The sequence below is a fragment of the Salinimicrobium oceani genome, assembly GCF_012037645.1.
Window position 1 is genome coordinate 1 of record NZ_JAAVJR010000014.1, and the last position, 17,314, is coordinate 17,314.

The following is a 17,314-nucleotide window of genomic DNA, read 5'->3' on the forward strand; positions in this document are numbered from 1 at the left end:
ATCAATAAATGCAATACTGGTAAGGAACTCGAGCTTCTGATAAAAGAATCAATAGAAACATATAATAATGATAGGCCACACTTGAGTCTTCAAATGAAAACGCCTAACTTTATTCATGAAAAAACCTATGAAGAAAACTCCACAGGTCTATCTAAATTTTTTATTTAAAAACTGTCAACCTATTTTAGGACGACACAAACATTAACTTGTTTTAAACATCTGTATTTAATTCCTTTTTGCAGTATCCGGTCATGAAAATATAAAAGTTTCTTAACCTTCTATTACTGCTAAAAAAAGCCTTCTTAAACCTATAATGAATGGGCGATTAAGGCAAAAAATAACTCGAAATTTTGTAATTTAGCAATCCTTGAAATAATTTTTACACAAATCCATAAATAAAATGTCAAAAGTAGCTACTATAAAGATAGAAGGAAAGACTTATGACCTCCCACTGGTTGTAGGTACCGAAAAAGAGATCGCGGTTGATATCACTCAATTACGCGCACAGAGTGGGGCCATTACACTTGATCCTGGTTACAAGAATACTGGGGCCTGTGAAAGTGCAATTACCTTTCTGGATGGAGAAGAAGGAATATTGAGATACCGTGGGTATTCTATAGAGGAACTGGCAGAAAAAGCAGATTTTCTTGAAGTAGCATATTTACTCATCTTTGGAGAGCTTCCTACAGAAGTACAGTTGCAGAAATTTAATACTGATATTCTCGATCAAAGTATAGTAAATGAAGACATGAAAACCGTTTTGAAAGGTTTTCCACATTCTGCACATCCCATGGGTGTACTTTCTTCTTTGACCAGTGCGCTTACAGCCTTTAATCCGAAATCTGTTAATGTTGATTCAGAAGAGGATATGTACAAAGCCATTGTGAAAATTCTTGCAAAATTTCCTGTGCTTGCAGCATGGACTTTACGTAAAAAGAATGGACAGACTTTGTATAACAAAGACACCAATTTAGGATATGTGGAAAGTCTGCTCAAAATGATGTTTCAGGATGATAATCCTAAGAAGAATTATAAACAGAACAAGGTAATTGTAAATGCACTAGATAAGCTTCTTATTCTTCATGCAGATCACGAACAGAATTGTTCTACCTCAACGGTAAGAATAGTTGGTTCTTCACATGCAGGATTGTTTGCATCTATCTCGGCAGGTGTTTCTGCACTTTGGGGGCCTTTACATGGAGGTGCTAACCAGGCAGTGATCGAAATGCTTGAAGAAATTAAAGCAGATGGTGGTGACACTACAAAATTCATCAATAAGGCAAAAGACAAGGATGATCCATTCAGACTTATGGGCTTTGGGCACAGGGTTTACAAAAACTTTGATCCGAGAGCTAAGATCATCAAGAAAGCGGCAGATGAAGTCTTAGGCCAATTAGGAGTAGAAGATCCTATTCTTGAAATAGCAAAAGGTCTTGAGAAAACAGCTCTTGAAGATCCGTATTTTGTTGAAAGGAAATTATACCCGAATGTTGATTTCTACTCAGGGATCATCTATCGCGCGATGGGAATACCAACCGAGATGTTCACGGTAATGTTTGCTGTTGGGCGTTTGCCTGGTTGGATCGCGCAGTGGAGAGAAATGCGTTTGCGCAAGGAGCCTATTGGGCGTCCTCGACAGGTATATATTGGTGAGACCAGTAGAGCTTTTAAGGAGATCGAAAATAGATAACTCTAAAGTGGTTTTAGAACGAATAAAAAAACCTGCAGGTTCTCTCCTGCAGGTTTTTCTTTTAATATGAACCCGCGGAATAAATAGGGGTATTTAATTTCTCAAGACTTTGCATCACCCGCTCACTGTCATTTGGCTGCACAGAAAGCAGGAGCTGATAGTTTTCATAGTCATTCGGAATCTTTACTGGTAAAGAATTACCTGATCCCAGACTTCTTGCAGCTAGAGGGTTACCAAAAATGTCATTTTTGATGAGCATCCATTCAACTTTATATTTATCCAATGCTTCCGCTCCCTGAAGCCATTCGTTGTTTTTAAAAATGGAGGCATGATAGGTCTGTGTTTCTCCTGGGAGAAGAGGATAGGCTGGCTTGAGAATACGTACCTGGAAGGACAGCTCCTCAACAGGCACCCTAAAATGACTTTCAGCGATAAAATAGGCCTGTTTAGCACGGCCAGAGAAGTCAATAAGTCCGTCAAAAGAGATCCTATGGCTGTATCTTTCATCCTGCCAGTTTTCTAAAATGACATTTCCTGATAGTTGCTTATAATCTCTGGATAAACCTTCAACAGGTATGGAGCTGATAATAACTTGAGCATTAAAGGTTTCAGCAGCTGCCTTTGCCATTTCCAAATCTTTAATGTTGCCTAGATGGAGACCATAGCTGTCTACAGGAAGAAACCGTGAAAGTTCAGAAACTTCCTGTGGAGTCGAAGCAGTCCACGGAAGCTCTAAAATCAGAGCCTTGTTAGGATCCAGTTTTCTGATTTCATTCGCCACATTTTTCAACCAGGTGTAAAATCCCTGTTTTTGGTAGAACAGCATCGGTTCTGAATAAACAGATTGTAATGCCGGATTAAAAGAATATGCTATGATATTTGAATGGTCTTTTAGCTGCCGAACTTTTTGAAGGATTTCTTCCTCGAGTTCATATATTGCCAATGCGTTTTGTGCAAAGTCTACATGTCCGCCTAGATCCAGTTCATATACTACCTTGAATTCCTTTTCAGAAGTATATTTTAAAAGGTTATAGTCATATACCGTACCGCCCCTGAATTTAAGTGTGTTGATTCCCGCAGCTCTTGCTTTTTTTAAATCCTGAAGTAGGGTTTCTCTGGTCACCACGTAGTAGTTATCCTGCCAAGATTGTGCTTTTTTGTATTCAATGCCCTTGATGTTTTTCAGCGCTTTAAATTCAAAATTTGCAGGTAACGGGTCTTGTATAGGATTGTAATATACAGGGGAATCTTTGAAATGTTGACCCAGCATTTGCAGGGAATCTATTGTCCAGTTCAAGTATTGCTTATCATAAAAGTCATTGGTGGGAATATTATCGTCAAAAGCACTATTGAAAAGAACAACTGCCGAGATCTCAGAATGTTTTTCCTCTATTGCGGCCATAGAATTCTTCAACCAATTTTCCCTGTTTTCGTTGAGATCCAACGAACCAAATTCTGCCAGCATCACTGGTTTTCGAGTAAACCAGAACAATCTTTCTTTGAATGGCAGGTACAATTCGTCAAAGGTCATTTCAGCCCCAGATTCATTAAGTTCCTGATAATTGAGAATGGTAAGGCCAACCCAGTCTACATACTTGTCTCCCGGATAATACTGTTGCATTTTTTTTGGCTTCCAGGGATTCCAAACCATCATTACCTCATTTGCACCTCTTGCAGTAAGGATGTCATGCACATGTCTCCAGGCCGCTTTGAAGTCGGCGGGGGAATTTCCTCCTGAGGCAGACCATGGGTATTGCGGATTATCAAATTCATGTGCGAAGCGCAAGAAAATAGGACGGTTATATTTCGCGAGATGATCGGCAAACTGTCTTATATAATTGTCGTAGTATCCTTCAGCAATGTGCTTAAAGACTCTGCGGTCGTTTTCCAGCTCAGCATTTCCAGCTCCAATTTCTGCTGCCCAGGGTTCCCAGGTAATTAATGGAATAGCGTTTTTTGCTGCTATGTTGTTGAGCAGGGAATGAGGAAACTTTTCCACGCTCGCATTAGACCAGGCTAGATACAGGGAAATAATATCAAAATTGAGGTCCTGCCGGGCTTCTATGGCGTTAATCTCATCAAGATCTACAGTCCCTGTGTCTCTAGGGGGGTGATAAATCCCAAAGTATTTTCCACTGATCTTCTCGTGATATGCAGGTATGACAGTTTTCCAACGAGCTACTTCTTTTTTTGTTCTGTATCCGTAAGCGAAAATCAGGATAGCTGCAAGGAGGGGTAAGGCTGCTTTACGAGTTATGGTGAAGGTGCCATGAAAAATCTTACGAAAGGTACTTTTAAGATTATAGAGCTCTTTGACTGTCCTTTCTCCAAGGTTTGCCCGAAGAATTCGGTTTTGATTAGTAGTCTTTATGGTGAGATACATACCAAACAGCATAATGAGCGTATTAAAAAGAGCAAAACCCGCCATAAATATTGAGAAAGGAGTAAGGTCTTTGTTGAGGCCATAGATGATGGCAGATACTGAGAGGCCTGCAACTATTATGTTGGGTATGACAATTTTTAGATTGGTATTGAATTCACTTTGTTTGGGTGTAGGTAAATAGAGAACATTTTTGTTGATGATCGTGTAGACCAGCCCCAGGATGTATATCCACCAGGTATTTATCTGCAATAAACCCCCGGTGAGATGAAAACCTCTTTCTTCTTTTTCGATAACCCATTTTTGAATAAAGGTCCTTATTAACATAGCGGAAAAAGCCACAGGTAAAAGAGCTAAGAAGAAATCTGCCAAATTCCCTTCCCAGGGGGTTATGGAAAATACCAGTGCAATTATGGGGATGAGGAAATTAATGAGATACATCACCCCACTTAAGTAGTGCAAGGGTAAAATCCCGAAATGTATTTTCTGTCTTGTTGTAAGTTGATTAAAAACCTTTGGGTAAACCTTGAACAGGAGGTCGAAGGTTCCTCGTGCCCATTTTAACTGTTGCTTGAAGTAGGTTGTAAGATTAGAAGGCGCCAGCCCTTTTGCAAGGACTTCTGGCAAATAAACAGATTTCCATCCTTTGGAATAAAGTAACATTGCGGTGTGCATGTCCTCACAAAGTCCTGGCGCATGTCCCCCAATACTATCTAAAGCTGCTCTGCGAAACACACAGTTGGCGCCAATTGCGTTTACAGTGCCATAGGAATGGAGCGTCATCATCATTGGGCCGTAAAACTGAAAAGTTTGTTCTGCAGCTCCGCGAGCTACTAAAGTGTCCTTTATATTATAATAAGCTTGTACGATCTGTACAAAACCAATCTCTGGATCTGAGAAAAATGGTATAATTGGATCAAGAAAATTCGGTTCTGGAATGTGGTCGGGATCTAAGACCACGCAAATTTCACCCGTGGCTACTTTCCGTAGAGCATTATTTATATTACCAGCTTTTGCATCCTTTCTGTTATCACGAGTAACATGAATTATCCCGTTCTCCTCGCAAAAACGTTTGAGGTAAGGATCATTCGCTTCGTCACATAAATAGGCAGTATGAGGATAGGTAATCTTGGTGATAGCTTCCAGAGTAGTAACGATCATCTGGTAAGGTTCCCCTGGAAAGTAAGTGGTAAGTATATCAACTTTTATCTTCGGAAGGTCTTGAGGCACTTCTGGGACTGAGATATTTCCGTAGTTGTACCACATATACAACTTTTTCAGGATGCTGTAGAGCATTGTGATACACAGAAGTGTAAAGAGAAAAATATTTCCCCGGTGTTGAGGTTGAAAAAAGAAGAACAGGAAATAGACTACACTAAATAGTCCCAGAAGGATCATTATTTTGATGATCCATTCTTCAACTTTTGTAGGAGCCTTTATTCTAGTTTTCATTATCGGGGGCTAACACATAAAACGGAATATTTGCAGCAGCATAATACCCTGTGTTGTTAGTTATTTTTAAATGAAGACGATATGGTCCTTCTGCAGCAGGTGTCTTGAAACTAACCGTTTTATCCATTTGGTCAAAATTAATGCCTGCTATCGTCTTACTAATGTGGTAGGCGTACCATGATTCTTCTTTGATCTCCCAATGATATGTATAGTCGCTGGGAGCTTGATCATAGAGGTAAACCTGAGCAGTGACCAGCTGGCTGGGAGTAAGGACTATATTGTCTAAGGCTCCTTTTTCCTCCAGTAGAAGATACCTTAATACAGGGCCAGGAAATTCTCTCTCCATTCCTTTCCAGATATTTTCTAATTCGAAAACTGTTTGAGACCTCATGTGGTTTTCGTCAAACAGACTGTACCAGGTAGGGGTAATCTCATTTTTCTGTCCCCAGTAAAATACAAAGCTGCCCAGGGAATTATTGTCCTTCAAAGGATGTATATAATCTCGGTATCTTTCCGACACTTGTTCAGCTTTTTTGGTGCTTGTCTCTTCAATAGGAGCTCCCCAGAGTGTTAAAGGTGCTTCCCAGGGTCCATTGACTCCCCATTCTGTAATAACATGAGGTCCCCTCCACAGCGGTGTCAAAGGCTTCAAACGCTCAGAAAAAGTACTCAATGAACCAAAAGAATTAAAAGAAACGAAATCTAATTGCGGAGTTTTCCATGTAATTGAGAGGACGCGCAGCTTATTAGCTCCAATGGTTGTAGTGCTCACTGGATGATTAGGATCCAGTTCATGAATGAGATCAACTAAAACTCCAAATCTCTCATGAAACTTTGTGTTTTTGTACAGGTATGGATAATACAGTTCATTTCCGAGGTTCCAATAAAGTAAGGCAGGATGATCCTTATGTCGGGAAACTACCTCGGCTACTTTAACGTGCAGGGTCTCAAAAAGGTCGATATTGTCGTAAAATTCGGCATCTGAAACATGTTTGGGCATCGGAATGTCCACTACCACGGCTAGACCAAGATCATGGGCTTGATCCAGGGTGGATCGTAAGTTTACGGTATCATAGATCCTTGCTGTATTTGCACCTGCGGCTTTTAATTCCTTCAAATATCCAGCTTCTGCTGCCGCTCCATACATGTAAAAAGGAGCTCCATTTCTTATCAATTGAAATTTACCCTTTGATTCTTTTAGGTACACAGTAGGCTCTTCTGCATTCGCCAATCTTTGATCAACGCACGAGAAGCAGAGGAGTGGAATTAAAAAAGAGATGAGTAGATAGCCCTTGATTTTAATAATATAGAATTTAGATTAAAGCGATGCTAATATATTAAAACTCGACACAGGTTTATATTGGCCTGTGTGTAGGGTAAACTGAGTAATTTCAACAAAAATAAACAAAGTCTTGTAAGGCAATGAACTTTACCTTTTTATTTCCCAATTCTTTAAATAAATAAAGGAAGGTTGCCCTTTTTTTGAGGTGTTGCCTTTTAGTATATTTGCACCAAATTAGGGGAATATGAAACTTAATGTCAAGAATGAAACTTCACGGCTCAGAGCTGTTGTCTTGGGAACTGCAGAGAGCCCCGGGCCTACGCCAGAACTCGAAAATGCTTATGACCCAAAGTCTGCCGAGCATTTAAGAGCGGGTACCTATCCGGTCGAGGAAGATATGGTGAAAGAAATGGAAGCCGTAAATGCTATTTTTGAAAAGTATGATGTCAAGGTTTATCGTCCGCAGTTAGTGAAGGATCTCAATCAAATCTTTACAAGAGATATTGCTTTTGTTATTGATGACAAATTTATTAAAGCCAATATCCTGCCCGATAGGGAGGAAGAGATTGAAGCAATAAATTATGTGATAGATCAAATTGACAAGGATAAAGTATTCGATCTTCCCGAAGATGCGCACGTAGAGGGAGGCGATGTGATGCTATATAATGATCACATATTTGTGGGGGCCTATTATGGTGAAGATTATCCCAATTTTATTACTGCCCGAACTAACCTCAAAGGGGTGGAACATTTAAGAGAAATGTTTCCCAATAAGAAAATCAAATCCTTTAACCTCAGGAAATCCAATACCGAACCCAGAGACAATGCATTGCACCTCGACTGCTGCTTTCAACCTGTAGGCAGAGGCAAGGCCATTCTCTATAAAGACGGCTTTCTAGACCAGGAGGAAAATAAATGGCTGGTCAATTTCTTCGGAAAGGAAAACGTATTTGAGATCACCCGACAGGAAATGTACGACATGAATTCAAATGTCTTTTCAATTTCTGAAGAGGTGGTGATCTCCGAAAGGAATTTTAAAAGATTGAACACCTGGCTTCGGGAGAATGGCATGGTAGTGGAAGAGGTACCATATGCAGAGATAGCCAAACAAGAAGGATTGTTGAGGTGTTCAACACTGCCACTAATTAGGGATTAAAAGCTTATATGAGACAAATCACAGATACTGTATTAATGGTGCGGCCCGTAGCCTTCAGGATGAATGAGCAAACTGCCGTCAATAATTATTTCCAGGAAGGCCTTCAGCTGGAAAATGAGAAAATAAATAAGAAGGCACAGGAGGAATTTGATGCGTTTGTTGACAAACTTAGAGGCGTGGGTGTAAATGTCATTGTAGTCAACGATGATGAAAAACTTGACACGCCCGATTCTATTTTCCCCAATAACTGGGTGACTTTTCATGAGGATGCAACTGCAGCCATTTATCCGCTTTTTGCAGAGAATCGAAGAAGGGAACGGCGGGCCGAAATTTTTGAAAAAATAGAGGAAGAAGGTTACCTCATAAAAAACGTTATCGACTATACCAGCGCAGAGGAAGAAGAACTTTTTCTTGAATCTACGGGAGTTCTAATCATTGACCGGGTGAATGAAAAAGCCTACTGTGCATTATCACCACGTGCCAGTGAAGAGCTGCTTATTGAATTCTGCGAAGATTTCGAACTTACTCCGGTTATTTTCACCGCTTACCAGGATGTGGGTGGCCGAAGAATGCCAATTTACCATACGAACGTCATGATGTGCCTTGCTGAAAATTTTGCCGTGATCTGCCTGGACAGTATAGATGATCCAAAGGAGCGTAAAAATGTCATTAAACATCTAAAGGCCGACGGAAAGGAAATCATTGAAATTTCTGAAGCACAGCTGCATCATTATGCAGGGAATATGTTGCAGGTACAGGGAAGCGATGATAAAAAGTACCTGGTGATGAGTGAAGCAGCAAGAAAAAGCCTGCTTCCGGTTCAAATAGCGGCTATTGAAAAACATTGTGAGATCTTGAGTAGTGATCTTACCACAATTGAAACTTGTGGAGGTGGAAGTGCCCGCTGTATGCTGGCAGAGGTTTTCCTTCCAAAAAAGTAAATTTTAAAAGCCCTTCAAAAAAGGGCTTTTTTGATGCCGCTTAATTCTCATCCTCAATGCGAGGTAACGCCTTGTCAGCTTTATAATGTCTAAGCTTCTTAATGAAGGCATGCAGTTCCTTATCTTCAGCGCCAGCCCAGATCTTGATAAAGTAATTGTCTTTGTAAAACGAATATTCTTCAGCCCGGCCCTTATAAATCTTCAGTTTGAAAAAAGGGATCACCAGAGAGTAAGATTCTGTAGCGGCTCTAAAACTAATAATAACCCCTTTCGGTCGAATTTCCAGATGACACTGGCTATTGCCTTCGTTGAGCACCAGTAAATTATAGATCTCGATACTAGCAGCAGTAATAGTGAGGTTTTGAAGGCTTACCCCGTCGAGTTTTTTCCGTTCCTCAAGGGAAAAAGGCTTTCCCACCAGGTCATTGATTTCCTCTCTTTTTTCGCTAAAGTCCTTTGAAATATTGAATAGCATATTCTTTTTTCTAAAGGTAAGCATTTGCACCTAAACCTTTAACCAAGCCTAAATTTCTGTTATCTTTGCCACTTCCTGTACCAGCCTGCAGGAATTATTAATTAAAGAAAAATGAACGTTCAGGAGACACTTTCACTTCAGGTAAAAGAAGCTGTTAAAAATTTATATCAGGTAGAATTGCAATCGGTTGAATTCCAGCCTACGCGTAAGGATTTTGAGGGGGATATTACCCTGGTGACTTTCCCAATGTTAAGGCAGATCAAGACGAACCCTGCAAAGCTTGGCGAAGCGATTGGGCAATATCTCGTGGAGCAGAATTCAGAGATCTTAAAGTTCAATGTTGTTCAGGGGTTTTTGAATATCGTGCTGGCAGATCAGTATTATCTCAATTTCTTCGGAAAAATAAAAGATGATAGCCAGTTCGGAAGAAATCCTGAAGGCGAGGTATCCATTATGGTAGAGTATTCTTCACCTAATACGAACAAGCCATTGCATTTAGGTCACATTAGAAATAATCTTTTAGGTTTTTCAGTTGCCGAAATTCTGAAAGCTTCCGGGAAAAAGGTTTTCAAGACGCAGATCATTAATGATCGTGGGATCCACATCTGTAAATCCATGCTCGCCTGGCAGCGCTTCGGAAATGACGAAACTCCACAAACTTCTGGCTTAAAGGGCGATAAGCTGGTGGGGAATTATTACGTCAAATTTGATAAAGCTTATAAGGAAGAAATTTCTTATCTCATAGCCCAGGGTAAAACTGAAGAAGAAGCAAAAGCTGAAGCTCCTATTTTAAAGGATGCTCAACAAATGTTGCGACAGTGGGAAGCAGGTGATGCCGAGGTTGTGGCCCTTTGGAAGACAATGAATCAATGGGTTTATGAAGGTTTTGAAGAAACCTATAATAAGCTCGGAGTTGATTTTGATAAGAATTATTACGAGAGCGATACCTATCTCCTGGGGAAAAATGTAGTGGCTGAAGGTCTTGAAAAAGGTGTTTTTTATCGAAAAGATGATGGCAGCGTGTGGATCGATCTTACAGACGAAGGCCTGGATGAGAAGATCGTTTTAAGGAGTGATGGTACAGCCGTTTATATGACGCAGGATATTGGAACTGCCATTCAAAGAGTGCAGGATTTCCACATCAACGGGATGGTTTACACCGTAGGAAATGAACAGGATTATCACTTCAAAGTGCTCTTTTTGATCCTTAAAAAATTAGGATACGATTGGGCCGAAAATCTTTATCACCTAAGCTACGGAATGGTTGATCTCCCCACGGGTAAAATGAAGAGTCGCGAGGGAACAGTTGTCGATGCAGATGATCTTATAGAGGAGATGACCGCTACTGCCAAAAAGATCTCTGAAGAACTAGGGAAACTTGACGGTTATTTTGAAGAGGAAAGAGAAGATCTTTACCGAATAATCGGACTCGGAGCTTTGAAATATTATATCCTGAAGGTAGATCCTAAGAAGAGAATTCTCTTTAATCCTGAAGAATCTGTAGATTTCCAGGGAAATACAGGACCTTTTATTCAGTATACATACGCCAGAATTCAATCTATCTTAAGAAAGGCAGACTTTGATCACAGTGAAACCATTCTGGAATATGAGCTCAATGACAAGGAAAAACAGTTGATCAAACAGCTGGAACTTTATCCTGAAACCATTCAGCTGGCGGCCGAAAATCATAGTCCGGCGCTTATCGCTAATTATACCTATGAACTTGTGAAGGAATTCAATAGTTTCTACCAAAACGTCACCATTTTAGGGACTGAAGATGAAACAGAGAAAAAGTTCCGCGTGCAGCTATCTAAGGCAGTAGGAGAGGTGATAAAATCATCTTTTGAACTACTTGGAATTCAGGTGCCAGAGAGAATGTAGATTGAAGGGCGAAGTTGGAACCACTAGATTAGAAGTAGTTTGAACTGCAGTTACCTCGAGTAAATTTGGACCTGTAGGAGCAGGTAAAAATTTGGGTCGAGAAGTGAGGAAGGAAAGTTCGAAGGAAAAATGAAAAAACAAGAGGTGTCAAAAATGACATTTTTGACACCTCTTTTGGAAGATCTTTTCAGAAGAAAATTCCGAAGAAATAAAGAAATTTTGAAGCAGATGTGGAGTTGAAAAAGTTTTCACTTCAGCCTCAAATCATTAAATTTGCAGCTGTCGGCTTGAAGCCATAGTTTAAAAAAATTGAGAGATCATGTTCGAAAGTTTAAGTGATAAGTTAGATAGTGCCTTACACGTCCTGAAGGGACACGGCCAAATTACAGAAGTAAACGTAGCCGAAACTCTTAAGGAGGTGAGACGTGCATTGGTAGATGCAGATGTCAACTATAAGATCGCCAAAGAATTTACTACTACTGTAAAGGAAAAGGCGCTTGGGCAGGATGTTCTTACGGCGCTAAAGCCCGGCCAAATGATGGTGAAGCTCGTAAAGGATGAGCTTACGCAATTAATGGGTGGTGATGCCGAAGGAATCAATCTTTCAGGTAATCCATCTGTCATTCTAATGTCGGGTCTTCAGGGAAGTGGTAAAACTACTTTCTCGGGAAAACTGGCAAATTATCTAAAAACTAAAAAGAGCAAGAATCCGTTGCTTGTAGCTTGTGACGTTTATCGTCCTGCTGCGATCAATCAATTGCATGTAGTTGGAGAACAAATAGGCGTTGAGGTCTTTAGTGATGAAGGTAATCAGGATCCTGTAGCTATTTCAAAGGCTGCAATTGCTCACGCTAAAGCCAATGGGCATAACGTGGTGATCATTGATACCGCGGGGCGTCTTGCTGTTGATGAGGCCATGATGACCGAGATCGCGAATATTTATAGTGCAATCCAGCCTCAGGAAACTCTTTTCGTAGTTGATTCCATGACCGGGCAGGATGCGGTGAATACTGCAAAAGCCTTCAACGACCGACTAAATTTTGACGGGGTAATTCTTACGAAACTCGATGGTGATACTCGTGGTGGTGCAGCCATTTCCATTAAATCGGTTGTAAATAAGCCAATCAAATTTATTGGTACGGGTGAAAAAATGGATGCTATTGATGTGTTCTATCCTTCCCGTATGGCCGATCGTATTCTGGGAATGGGAGACGTTGTGTCCCTTGTGGAAAGAGCGCAGGAGCAGTATGATGAAGAAGAAGCAAGAAAACTTCAGAAGAAGATCGCCAAAAATGAATTCGGATTTGATGATTTCCTAAACCAGCTGCAGCAGATCAAGAAGATGGGATCTATGAAAGATCTTATGGGAATGATCCCCGGTGCCGGAAAAATGCTTAAGGATGTGGAAATTGACGATGATGCTTTCAAGCCTATTGAAGCCATCATCCACTCCATGACCCCCGAAGAGCGATCCAAGCCATCGTTAATAAATGCATCACGGAAAAAGAGAATAGGAAAAGGCTCAGGCACATCTGTACAGCAGGTGAACCAGTTATTGAAGCAATTCAGCCAAATGAGCAAAATGATGAAGATGATGCAAGGCGGCGGCGGCAGAAAGATGATGCAGATGATGAAGGGAATGAAATAAGAGTCGGCAGTGGTCAGTTGGCAGTAAGCAGTTAAATCTGGAGAAAAACCGTTTAAGAGTTTCTGAAGGAGTGGGGTTTAAAACTTTACTAGCATATCAAAAGGCATTTTCGCTTGCAATGGAGATCTTTCAGCTGTCAAAGTCATTTCCTAGCGAAGAGCGTTTTGCGCTTACTACCCAAATTGTAAGATCCTCAAGAAGTGTATGCTCTAATATTTCTGAAGCATATCGCAAGAGGGACTATATCAGACATTATAAAAGTAAACTGACAGATGCAGATGGTGAAAATTCGGAAACACAATTGTGGTTGGATTTTGCCCTTGCTTGTCAATATATTTCTGAAGAAAAATTCAATGGCTTGCAGGATCAATGCCTACAGGTTGGAAGATTAATACATTTCATGATCAATAATCCAGGAAAGTTTGGGGTCAAAGACTGCTAACTGCCCACTAATAACTGCATACTAAGATGACGCTCCTCGACGGTAAAAAACTAAGCAACGAAATTCAGGAAGAAATTGCCCTGGAAGTAAAGAAAATGAAAGATCGCGGGGAGAAGGTACCGCATCTTGCTGCCATCATAGTTGGAAGTGACGGCGCCAGCTTAACCTATGTCAACGCAAAGGTGGAAGCTTGTAAAAGAGTGGGATTCGAATCTTCAGAATACCGTATGTCCTCAAATACCAGCGAAGTGGAATTGCTGGCCAAAATTGAGGAGCTAAATAACAATGATAAAATCGATGGTTTTATCGTGCAACTACCTCTTCCTCCACAGATCAACACTCAGAAAGTACTTTTGGCAGTGAGTCCCGATAAGGACGTAGATGGTTTTCATCCCACCAATTTTGGAAAAATGTCATTGGATATGACCTCTTTCATTCCGGCGACTCCTTTTGGAATTCTGGAAATGCTGGAGCGTTACAACATTCCCACGAAAGGCAAACACACCTGTGTAATTGGCCGTAGCTATATCGTAGGAAGGCCAATGAGCATACTCATGGGGAGAGAAGGCTTTCCTGGTAATTCCACAGTAACCCTTACCCATGAATTCACTAAAAATATCACTCAGATCACTTCCCAGGCAGATATTATTATTATAGCAGTTGGTATTCCTAATTTCCTTAAAGCTGAAATGGTTAAGGACGACGCCGTGGTAATCGATGTAGGGATCACCAGAGTACCTGATGAAACAAAACCAAGAGGTTACCGAATTAGCGGAGACGTGGATTTCGAGAACGTTTCTAAGAAGGTAAGCTATATAACACCCGTACCAGGCGGCGTAGGACCGATGACCATTGCAATGCTCCTGAAAAATACACTTCTGGCGCGAGAAACACATCGCACCAGAAGTAAAGAATTAAAGACTAATTAGGAGTTTTTGTTTTTAGCTTCATCTATTTTCCAGTCGAGATAGGAGTGAAGATCTGACTGCACGAACCTGAGTGCAACTGTAAACAAAGCAAAATCATCCACGTAACCTACTCCCGGAATAAAATCGGGCAGGAGGTCCATGGGGTTAAAGACATATAAAAGAGTTAGGCCAAGTGCAGCGATTGTAAACCAGGGAACATGGGTATACACACCTTTCCGGTAATCCTTAAGCATACCAAACATTAACTTCCCGAGTTCAGCGTACTTTTTCATGCCGGCACCCTGTAGCTTTTTATCAATTGCATCCTTGTTCTTCATGACCATATCGAGGTCACCATCATCAACTTTCGAGATCTCAGATTTCAGATAGTCCTCGTTGATCTTTTTTTTCACATCTTCCAGCATATTCAATTTCATTATTAGTTAAAGTTTATTTTCAGTCTTTCCGTATTCGTGCTTGTATATCTTTAAGATAAGCAAAAACATGGACACCAGCAAAGGCCCAAAAATGAGGCCTATAAAGCCAAACAATGGTACTCCCACAATTACTCCGAACAAGGTGATCAAAGGATGTACACTTGCGAGTCTGTTCAAAATATACAGTCTCAGAATATTATCTGTGATCCCCACAATTACAAAACCGTAGATCAGGATGAATACAGCCTGCCATTCCAGGTCCATCGAATAAAGAAGAATCGCTACCGGTAAAATACCAATTGCGGTTCCTATAAAAGGAACCATGGCGCCAATAGCTGTAATGACAAACCAGAAAAAAGGATCGGGCACCCCTGCGATGAGGTAACCTATTAAAGCCACAATACCTTGAAAAAATGCGACCAGCGGAATTCCCAGCGCATTTGATTTCACCATTTCGTCTCCTTCTTTAGCTATCACCTGCAGGTTGTCATCTCCTAAAGGAATGTATGACATTACCACACGCTTTAATTCATGGCGGTACATGAGCATGTAGTATAACAGAAAATACATGATGCTAATAGCTATGAACGCGTTGAATGTGCCGGCTCCTAAAGATTGCAAATTGTTGGAAAGCCAATTGGCAACTCTGGGCGAATCGATTCCCTGGCTAAGATCATATCCCACGTAGGTTTCTGCTTCATCGATCTGTTTCTTTACTACCTGGAGCACCCTTTCTGAATTTGCAACGGCCTTCCCAATTTTTGATGTAAGCATAAAAACTGTAAGGGTAATGGGGACTAAAATTCCAATGAACGAAAGAAACATGAGGCTTGCAGCTGCCAAAACAGGTCTCCAGCCCTTATTAACCAGCCACGACATAGGCTTACGAAGTACCACATGCAGGGTTATGGCCCCTAAAATTCCCGAGAGGTAAGGCAAAACCTCCTTAAAGATTAAAACCAGTAAAAATAAAATAAGAAGAAGCACGAACAGCTGTCGTACTAAAGACGGTTTTAATTTATTCATTCACCTGGCGTAGTTATTTTGCGAATAGTTGATCTATATTTTTAAAGGCTTTAAATTCCAATGCGTTGCCACAGGGATCCTTAAAGAACATGGTTGCCTGTTCTCCTACCTGCCCCTCAAAACGAATATAAGGTTCAATGACAAAGTCGATCTGTTTGTTTTTTAATTCGGCAGAAAGATCCTGAAAAGTTTCCCAGGTCAGTACCACCCCAAAATGCGGAATTGGAACTTCTTTTCCATCAACAGGGTTACTCCCGGTGTTACGGGTTTCAGAAGCATCTTTATAATGGATGACGAGCTGATGTCCAAAGAAGTTGAAATCTACCCAATGATCGCTGCTTCGGCCTTCTTCACAGCCCAGGGTCTCGCGATAGAACATTCGTGCCTCCTCCAGGTTATCGACAGGGATAGCCAGGTGAAATGGTTGGATCTTATGCATTTAGTGATTGCGTAAAGCGTTAATTAATTCCTTTTTACTCATTTTTGAACGCCCTTCTATCCCAACTTCCTTAGCCTTTTTGTAAAGGTCGTCCTTACTGCGGTCTTCGTATTTATCGGCTTTTCCGCCCTTTTCGCCCGAATTGGAGGAATTGGCTATTCGGGCTGCTTTTTCCTTACTTGCACCTTTATCTCTCAGCGCTTCGTATTGATCTTCATTCTTGATGCGATTACTTTGCTTTCCCATTTTTCAAGTTTTTATTTAAAAATAGGCAGTAATCATTATTTTTTGGCTTAATTCTCTGTTAAGATTCCTATTTTCTTCTTTTAGAACCCTTCTTTCCTTGCGAACTGGGATCTTTCTTCCCAGGGGGAGGTGCAGAGAATCTCTTCTCTCTTTTTAGCTCTGTCTTTTCCTTCGGAAGTGATCCTTCTTCAGTTTTTACAGAGCCGCCGGTAATGAGATCTAACTCCTGAAGTTCCTGTTGGCTAAGATGACGATACTTACCCAATGCCACATCAAGCTGAATATTCATGATCCTTATGCGCTTCAGCTTTACAACTTCATAGCCAAGATATTCGCACATCCGACGAATTTGCCTGTTTAGTCCCTGGGTCAGGACGATCCTGAAAACGAATTTACTCAACTGTTCTACCTCGCATTCCCGTGTTACGGTGTCTAAAATGGGAATTCCGGCCGACATTCTTTCAACGAAATCAGGAGTGATTATTCGGTCTACAGTAACTATATATTCTTTCTCATGATTATTGCGGGCTCTAAGGATCTTGTTCACAATATCACCATCATCTGTCAAAAGGATCAGTCCTTCACTGGGTTTATCCAGTCGGCCAATTGGAAAGATGCGGGTGGGATAATTGATGTAATCAACAATGTTATTCTTTTCCTTTGGATTTGTGGTGCAAACTATACCTACGGGTTTATTGAATGCGAGGTATACGTTATCCTTTTTTGGAGCTACAATAAGCTCTCCATTCACCCTCACTTCATCACCAGGTTTTACCTTGGTACCCATTTCTGGCACTTCGCCATTAATGGTCACCCGGCCCTGCTCTATAAGTGTGTCGGCTTTTCTACGAGAGCAATAGCCTACTTCGCTGAGATATTTATTGAGGCGGGTAAGATTTTCAGAAGACATG

The 17,314-nt window shown here is 40.9% G+C and carries 16 protein-coding genes; 8 read left to right on the forward strand and 8 right to left on the reverse strand.

What is annotated here, in order from left to right:
* Both HC175_RS14775 and HC175_RS14780 read left to right on the forward strand, forming a co-directional pair.
* The coding region (locus HC175_RS14775; protein WP_168139265.1) for an integrase core domain-containing protein at positions 1–168 on the forward strand (168 nt) is incomplete at its 5' end.
* 232 nt (positions 169–400) lie between these two features.
* Positions 401–1,690, forward strand: coding sequence for a citrate synthase (locus tag HC175_RS14780; RefSeq protein WP_168139266.1), 1,290 nt, complete (start codon positions 401–403; stop codon positions 1,688–1,690).
* Positions 1,691–1,751: 61 nt separating this feature from the next.
* On the opposite strand, the gene HC175_RS14785 is transcribed toward HC175_RS14780, so the two are convergent.
* Both HC175_RS14785 and HC175_RS14790 read right to left on the reverse strand, forming a co-directional pair.
* Positions 1,752–5,522, reverse strand: a complete 3,771-nt coding sequence (locus HC175_RS14785; RefSeq protein WP_168139267.1) for a glycosyltransferase — start codon at positions 5,520–5,522, stop codon at positions 1,752–1,754.
* On the reverse strand, positions 5,512–6,753 hold the full coding sequence (locus HC175_RS14790; RefSeq protein ID WP_168139268.1) for a glycoside hydrolase family 2 TIM barrel-domain containing protein: 1,242 nt from the start codon (positions 6,751–6,753) through the stop codon (positions 5,512–5,514). Before HC175_RS14790 ends, HC175_RS14785 begins: the two co-directional genes overlap by 11 nt.
* A gap of 295 nt (positions 6,754–7,048) precedes the next feature.
* Between HC175_RS14790 and HC175_RS14795 the strand changes: the two genes are divergently transcribed.
* The gene (locus HC175_RS14795) at positions 7,049–7,960 is read left to right on the forward strand and encodes a dimethylarginine dimethylaminohydrolase family protein (RefSeq protein ID WP_168139269.1); all 912 of its coding nucleotides are present in this window, start codon (positions 7,049–7,051) and stop codon (positions 7,958–7,960) included.
* An 8-nt stretch (positions 7,961–7,968) separates the two neighbouring features.
* Entirely contained in the window at positions 7,969–8,901 is a 933-nt protein-coding gene (ctlX, locus tag HC175_RS14800) for a citrulline utilization hydrolase CtlX (protein WP_168139270.1), read from the forward strand.
* A gap of 40 nt (positions 8,902–8,941) precedes the next feature.
* On the opposite strand, the gene HC175_RS14805 is transcribed toward ctlX, so the two are convergent.
* A complete protein-coding gene (locus HC175_RS14805; protein ID WP_168139271.1) occupies positions 8,942–9,376 on the reverse strand; it encodes a hypothetical protein in 435 nt (144 codons plus the stop codon).
* A 111-nt stretch (positions 9,377–9,487) separates the two neighbouring features.
* Here HC175_RS14805 and argS point away from each other — a divergent pair, with 111 nt between their 5' ends.
* The 4 genes from argS (at position 9,488) to HC175_RS14825 (ending at position 14,276) form a co-directional block, all read left to right on the forward strand.
* Positions 9,488–11,257, forward strand: a complete 1,770-nt coding sequence (gene argS / locus HC175_RS14810) for an arginine--tRNA ligase (RefSeq protein WP_168139272.1) — start codon at positions 9,488–9,490, stop codon at positions 11,255–11,257.
* Positions 11,258–11,576: 319 nt separating this feature from the next.
* A complete protein-coding gene (ffh, locus tag HC175_RS14815) occupies positions 11,577–12,905 on the forward strand; it encodes a signal recognition particle protein (protein ID WP_168139273.1) in 1,329 nt (442 codons plus the stop codon).
* A gap of 70 nt (positions 12,906–12,975) precedes the next feature.
* Positions 12,976–13,347 (forward strand): four helix bundle protein, encoded by a 372-nt coding sequence (locus HC175_RS14820; RefSeq protein WP_168139274.1) that lies wholly within the window; start codon positions 12,976–12,978, stop codon positions 13,345–13,347.
* Positions 13,348–13,373: 26 nt separating this feature from the next.
* Positions 13,374–14,276, forward strand: a complete 903-nt coding sequence (locus HC175_RS14825; protein WP_168139275.1) for a bifunctional 5,10-methylenetetrahydrofolate dehydrogenase/5,10-methenyltetrahydrofolate cyclohydrolase — start codon at positions 13,374–13,376, stop codon at positions 14,274–14,276.
* On the opposite strand, the gene HC175_RS14830 is transcribed toward HC175_RS14825, so the two are convergent.
* From HC175_RS14830 to rluF, 5 genes are all read right to left on the reverse strand, one after another.
* Entirely contained in the window at positions 14,273–14,692 is a 420-nt protein-coding gene (locus HC175_RS14830) for a YkvA family protein (RefSeq protein WP_168139276.1), read from the reverse strand. The two genes, HC175_RS14825 and HC175_RS14830, sit on opposite strands and share 4 nt — an antisense overlap.
* A 6-nt stretch (positions 14,693–14,698) precedes the next feature.
* A complete protein-coding gene (locus tag HC175_RS14835; protein ID WP_168139277.1) occupies positions 14,699–15,718 on the reverse strand; it encodes an AI-2E family transporter in 1,020 nt (339 codons plus the stop codon).
* 13 nt (positions 15,719–15,731) lie between these two features.
* On the reverse strand, positions 15,732–16,157 hold the full coding sequence (locus tag HC175_RS14840; protein ID WP_168139278.1) for a VOC family protein: 426 nt from the start codon (positions 16,155–16,157) through the stop codon (positions 15,732–15,734).
* Entirely contained in the window at positions 16,158–16,403 is a 246-nt protein-coding gene (locus HC175_RS14845) for a DUF7218 family protein (protein WP_168139279.1), read from the reverse strand.
* Between the two features lie 67 nt (positions 16,404–16,470).
* Complete coding sequence (gene rluF, locus HC175_RS14850) at positions 16,471–17,313, reverse strand: 23S rRNA pseudouridine(2604) synthase RluF (protein WP_168139280.1); 843 nt, start codon at positions 17,311–17,313, stop codon at positions 16,471–16,473.
* Position 17,314 lies beyond the last annotated feature (1 nt).

Coding starts and splice junctions, on each gene's coding strand:
- HC175_RS14825 (WP_168139275.1), top strand. CDS start 13,374: ATGACGCTCCTCGACGGTAAAAAACTAAGCAACGAAATTCAGGAAGAA.
- HC175_RS14840 (WP_168139278.1), bottom strand. CDS start 16,157: ATGCATAAGATCCAACCATTTCACCTGGCTATCCCTGTCGATAACCTG.
- ffh (WP_168139273.1), top strand. CDS start 11,577: ATGTTCGAAAGTTTAAGTGATAAGTTAGATAGTGCCTTACACGTCCTG.
- HC175_RS14780 (WP_168139266.1), top strand. CDS start 401: ATGTCAAAAGTAGCTACTATAAAGATAGAAGGAAAGACTTATGACCTC.
- HC175_RS14795 (WP_168139269.1), top strand. CDS start 7,049: ATGAAACTTAATGTCAAGAATGAAACTTCACGGCTCAGAGCTGTTGTC.
- HC175_RS14830 (WP_168139276.1), bottom strand. CDS start 14,692: ATGAAATTGAATATGCTGGAAGATGTGAAAAAAAAGATCAACGAGGAC.
- HC175_RS14835 (WP_168139277.1), bottom strand. CDS start 15,718: ATGAATAAATTAAAACCGTCTTTAGTACGACAGCTGTTCGTGCTTCTT.
- HC175_RS14785 (WP_168139267.1), bottom strand. CDS start 5,522: ATGAAAACTAGAATAAAGGCTCCTACAAAAGTTGAAGAATGGATCATC.
- HC175_RS14805 (WP_168139271.1), bottom strand. CDS start 9,376: ATGCTATTCAATATTTCAAAGGACTTTAGCGAAAAAAGAGAGGAAATC.
- rluF (WP_168139280.1), bottom strand. CDS start 17,313: ATGTCTTCTGAAAATCTTACCCGCCTCAATAAATATCTCAGCGAAGTA.
- argS (WP_168139272.1), top strand. CDS start 9,488: ATGAACGTTCAGGAGACACTTTCACTTCAGGTAAAAGAAGCTGTTAAA.
- HC175_RS14845 (WP_168139279.1), bottom strand. CDS start 16,403: ATGGGAAAGCAAAGTAATCGCATCAAGAATGAAGATCAATACGAAGCG.
- ctlX (WP_168139270.1), top strand. CDS start 7,969: ATGAGACAAATCACAGATACTGTATTAATGGTGCGGCCCGTAGCCTTC.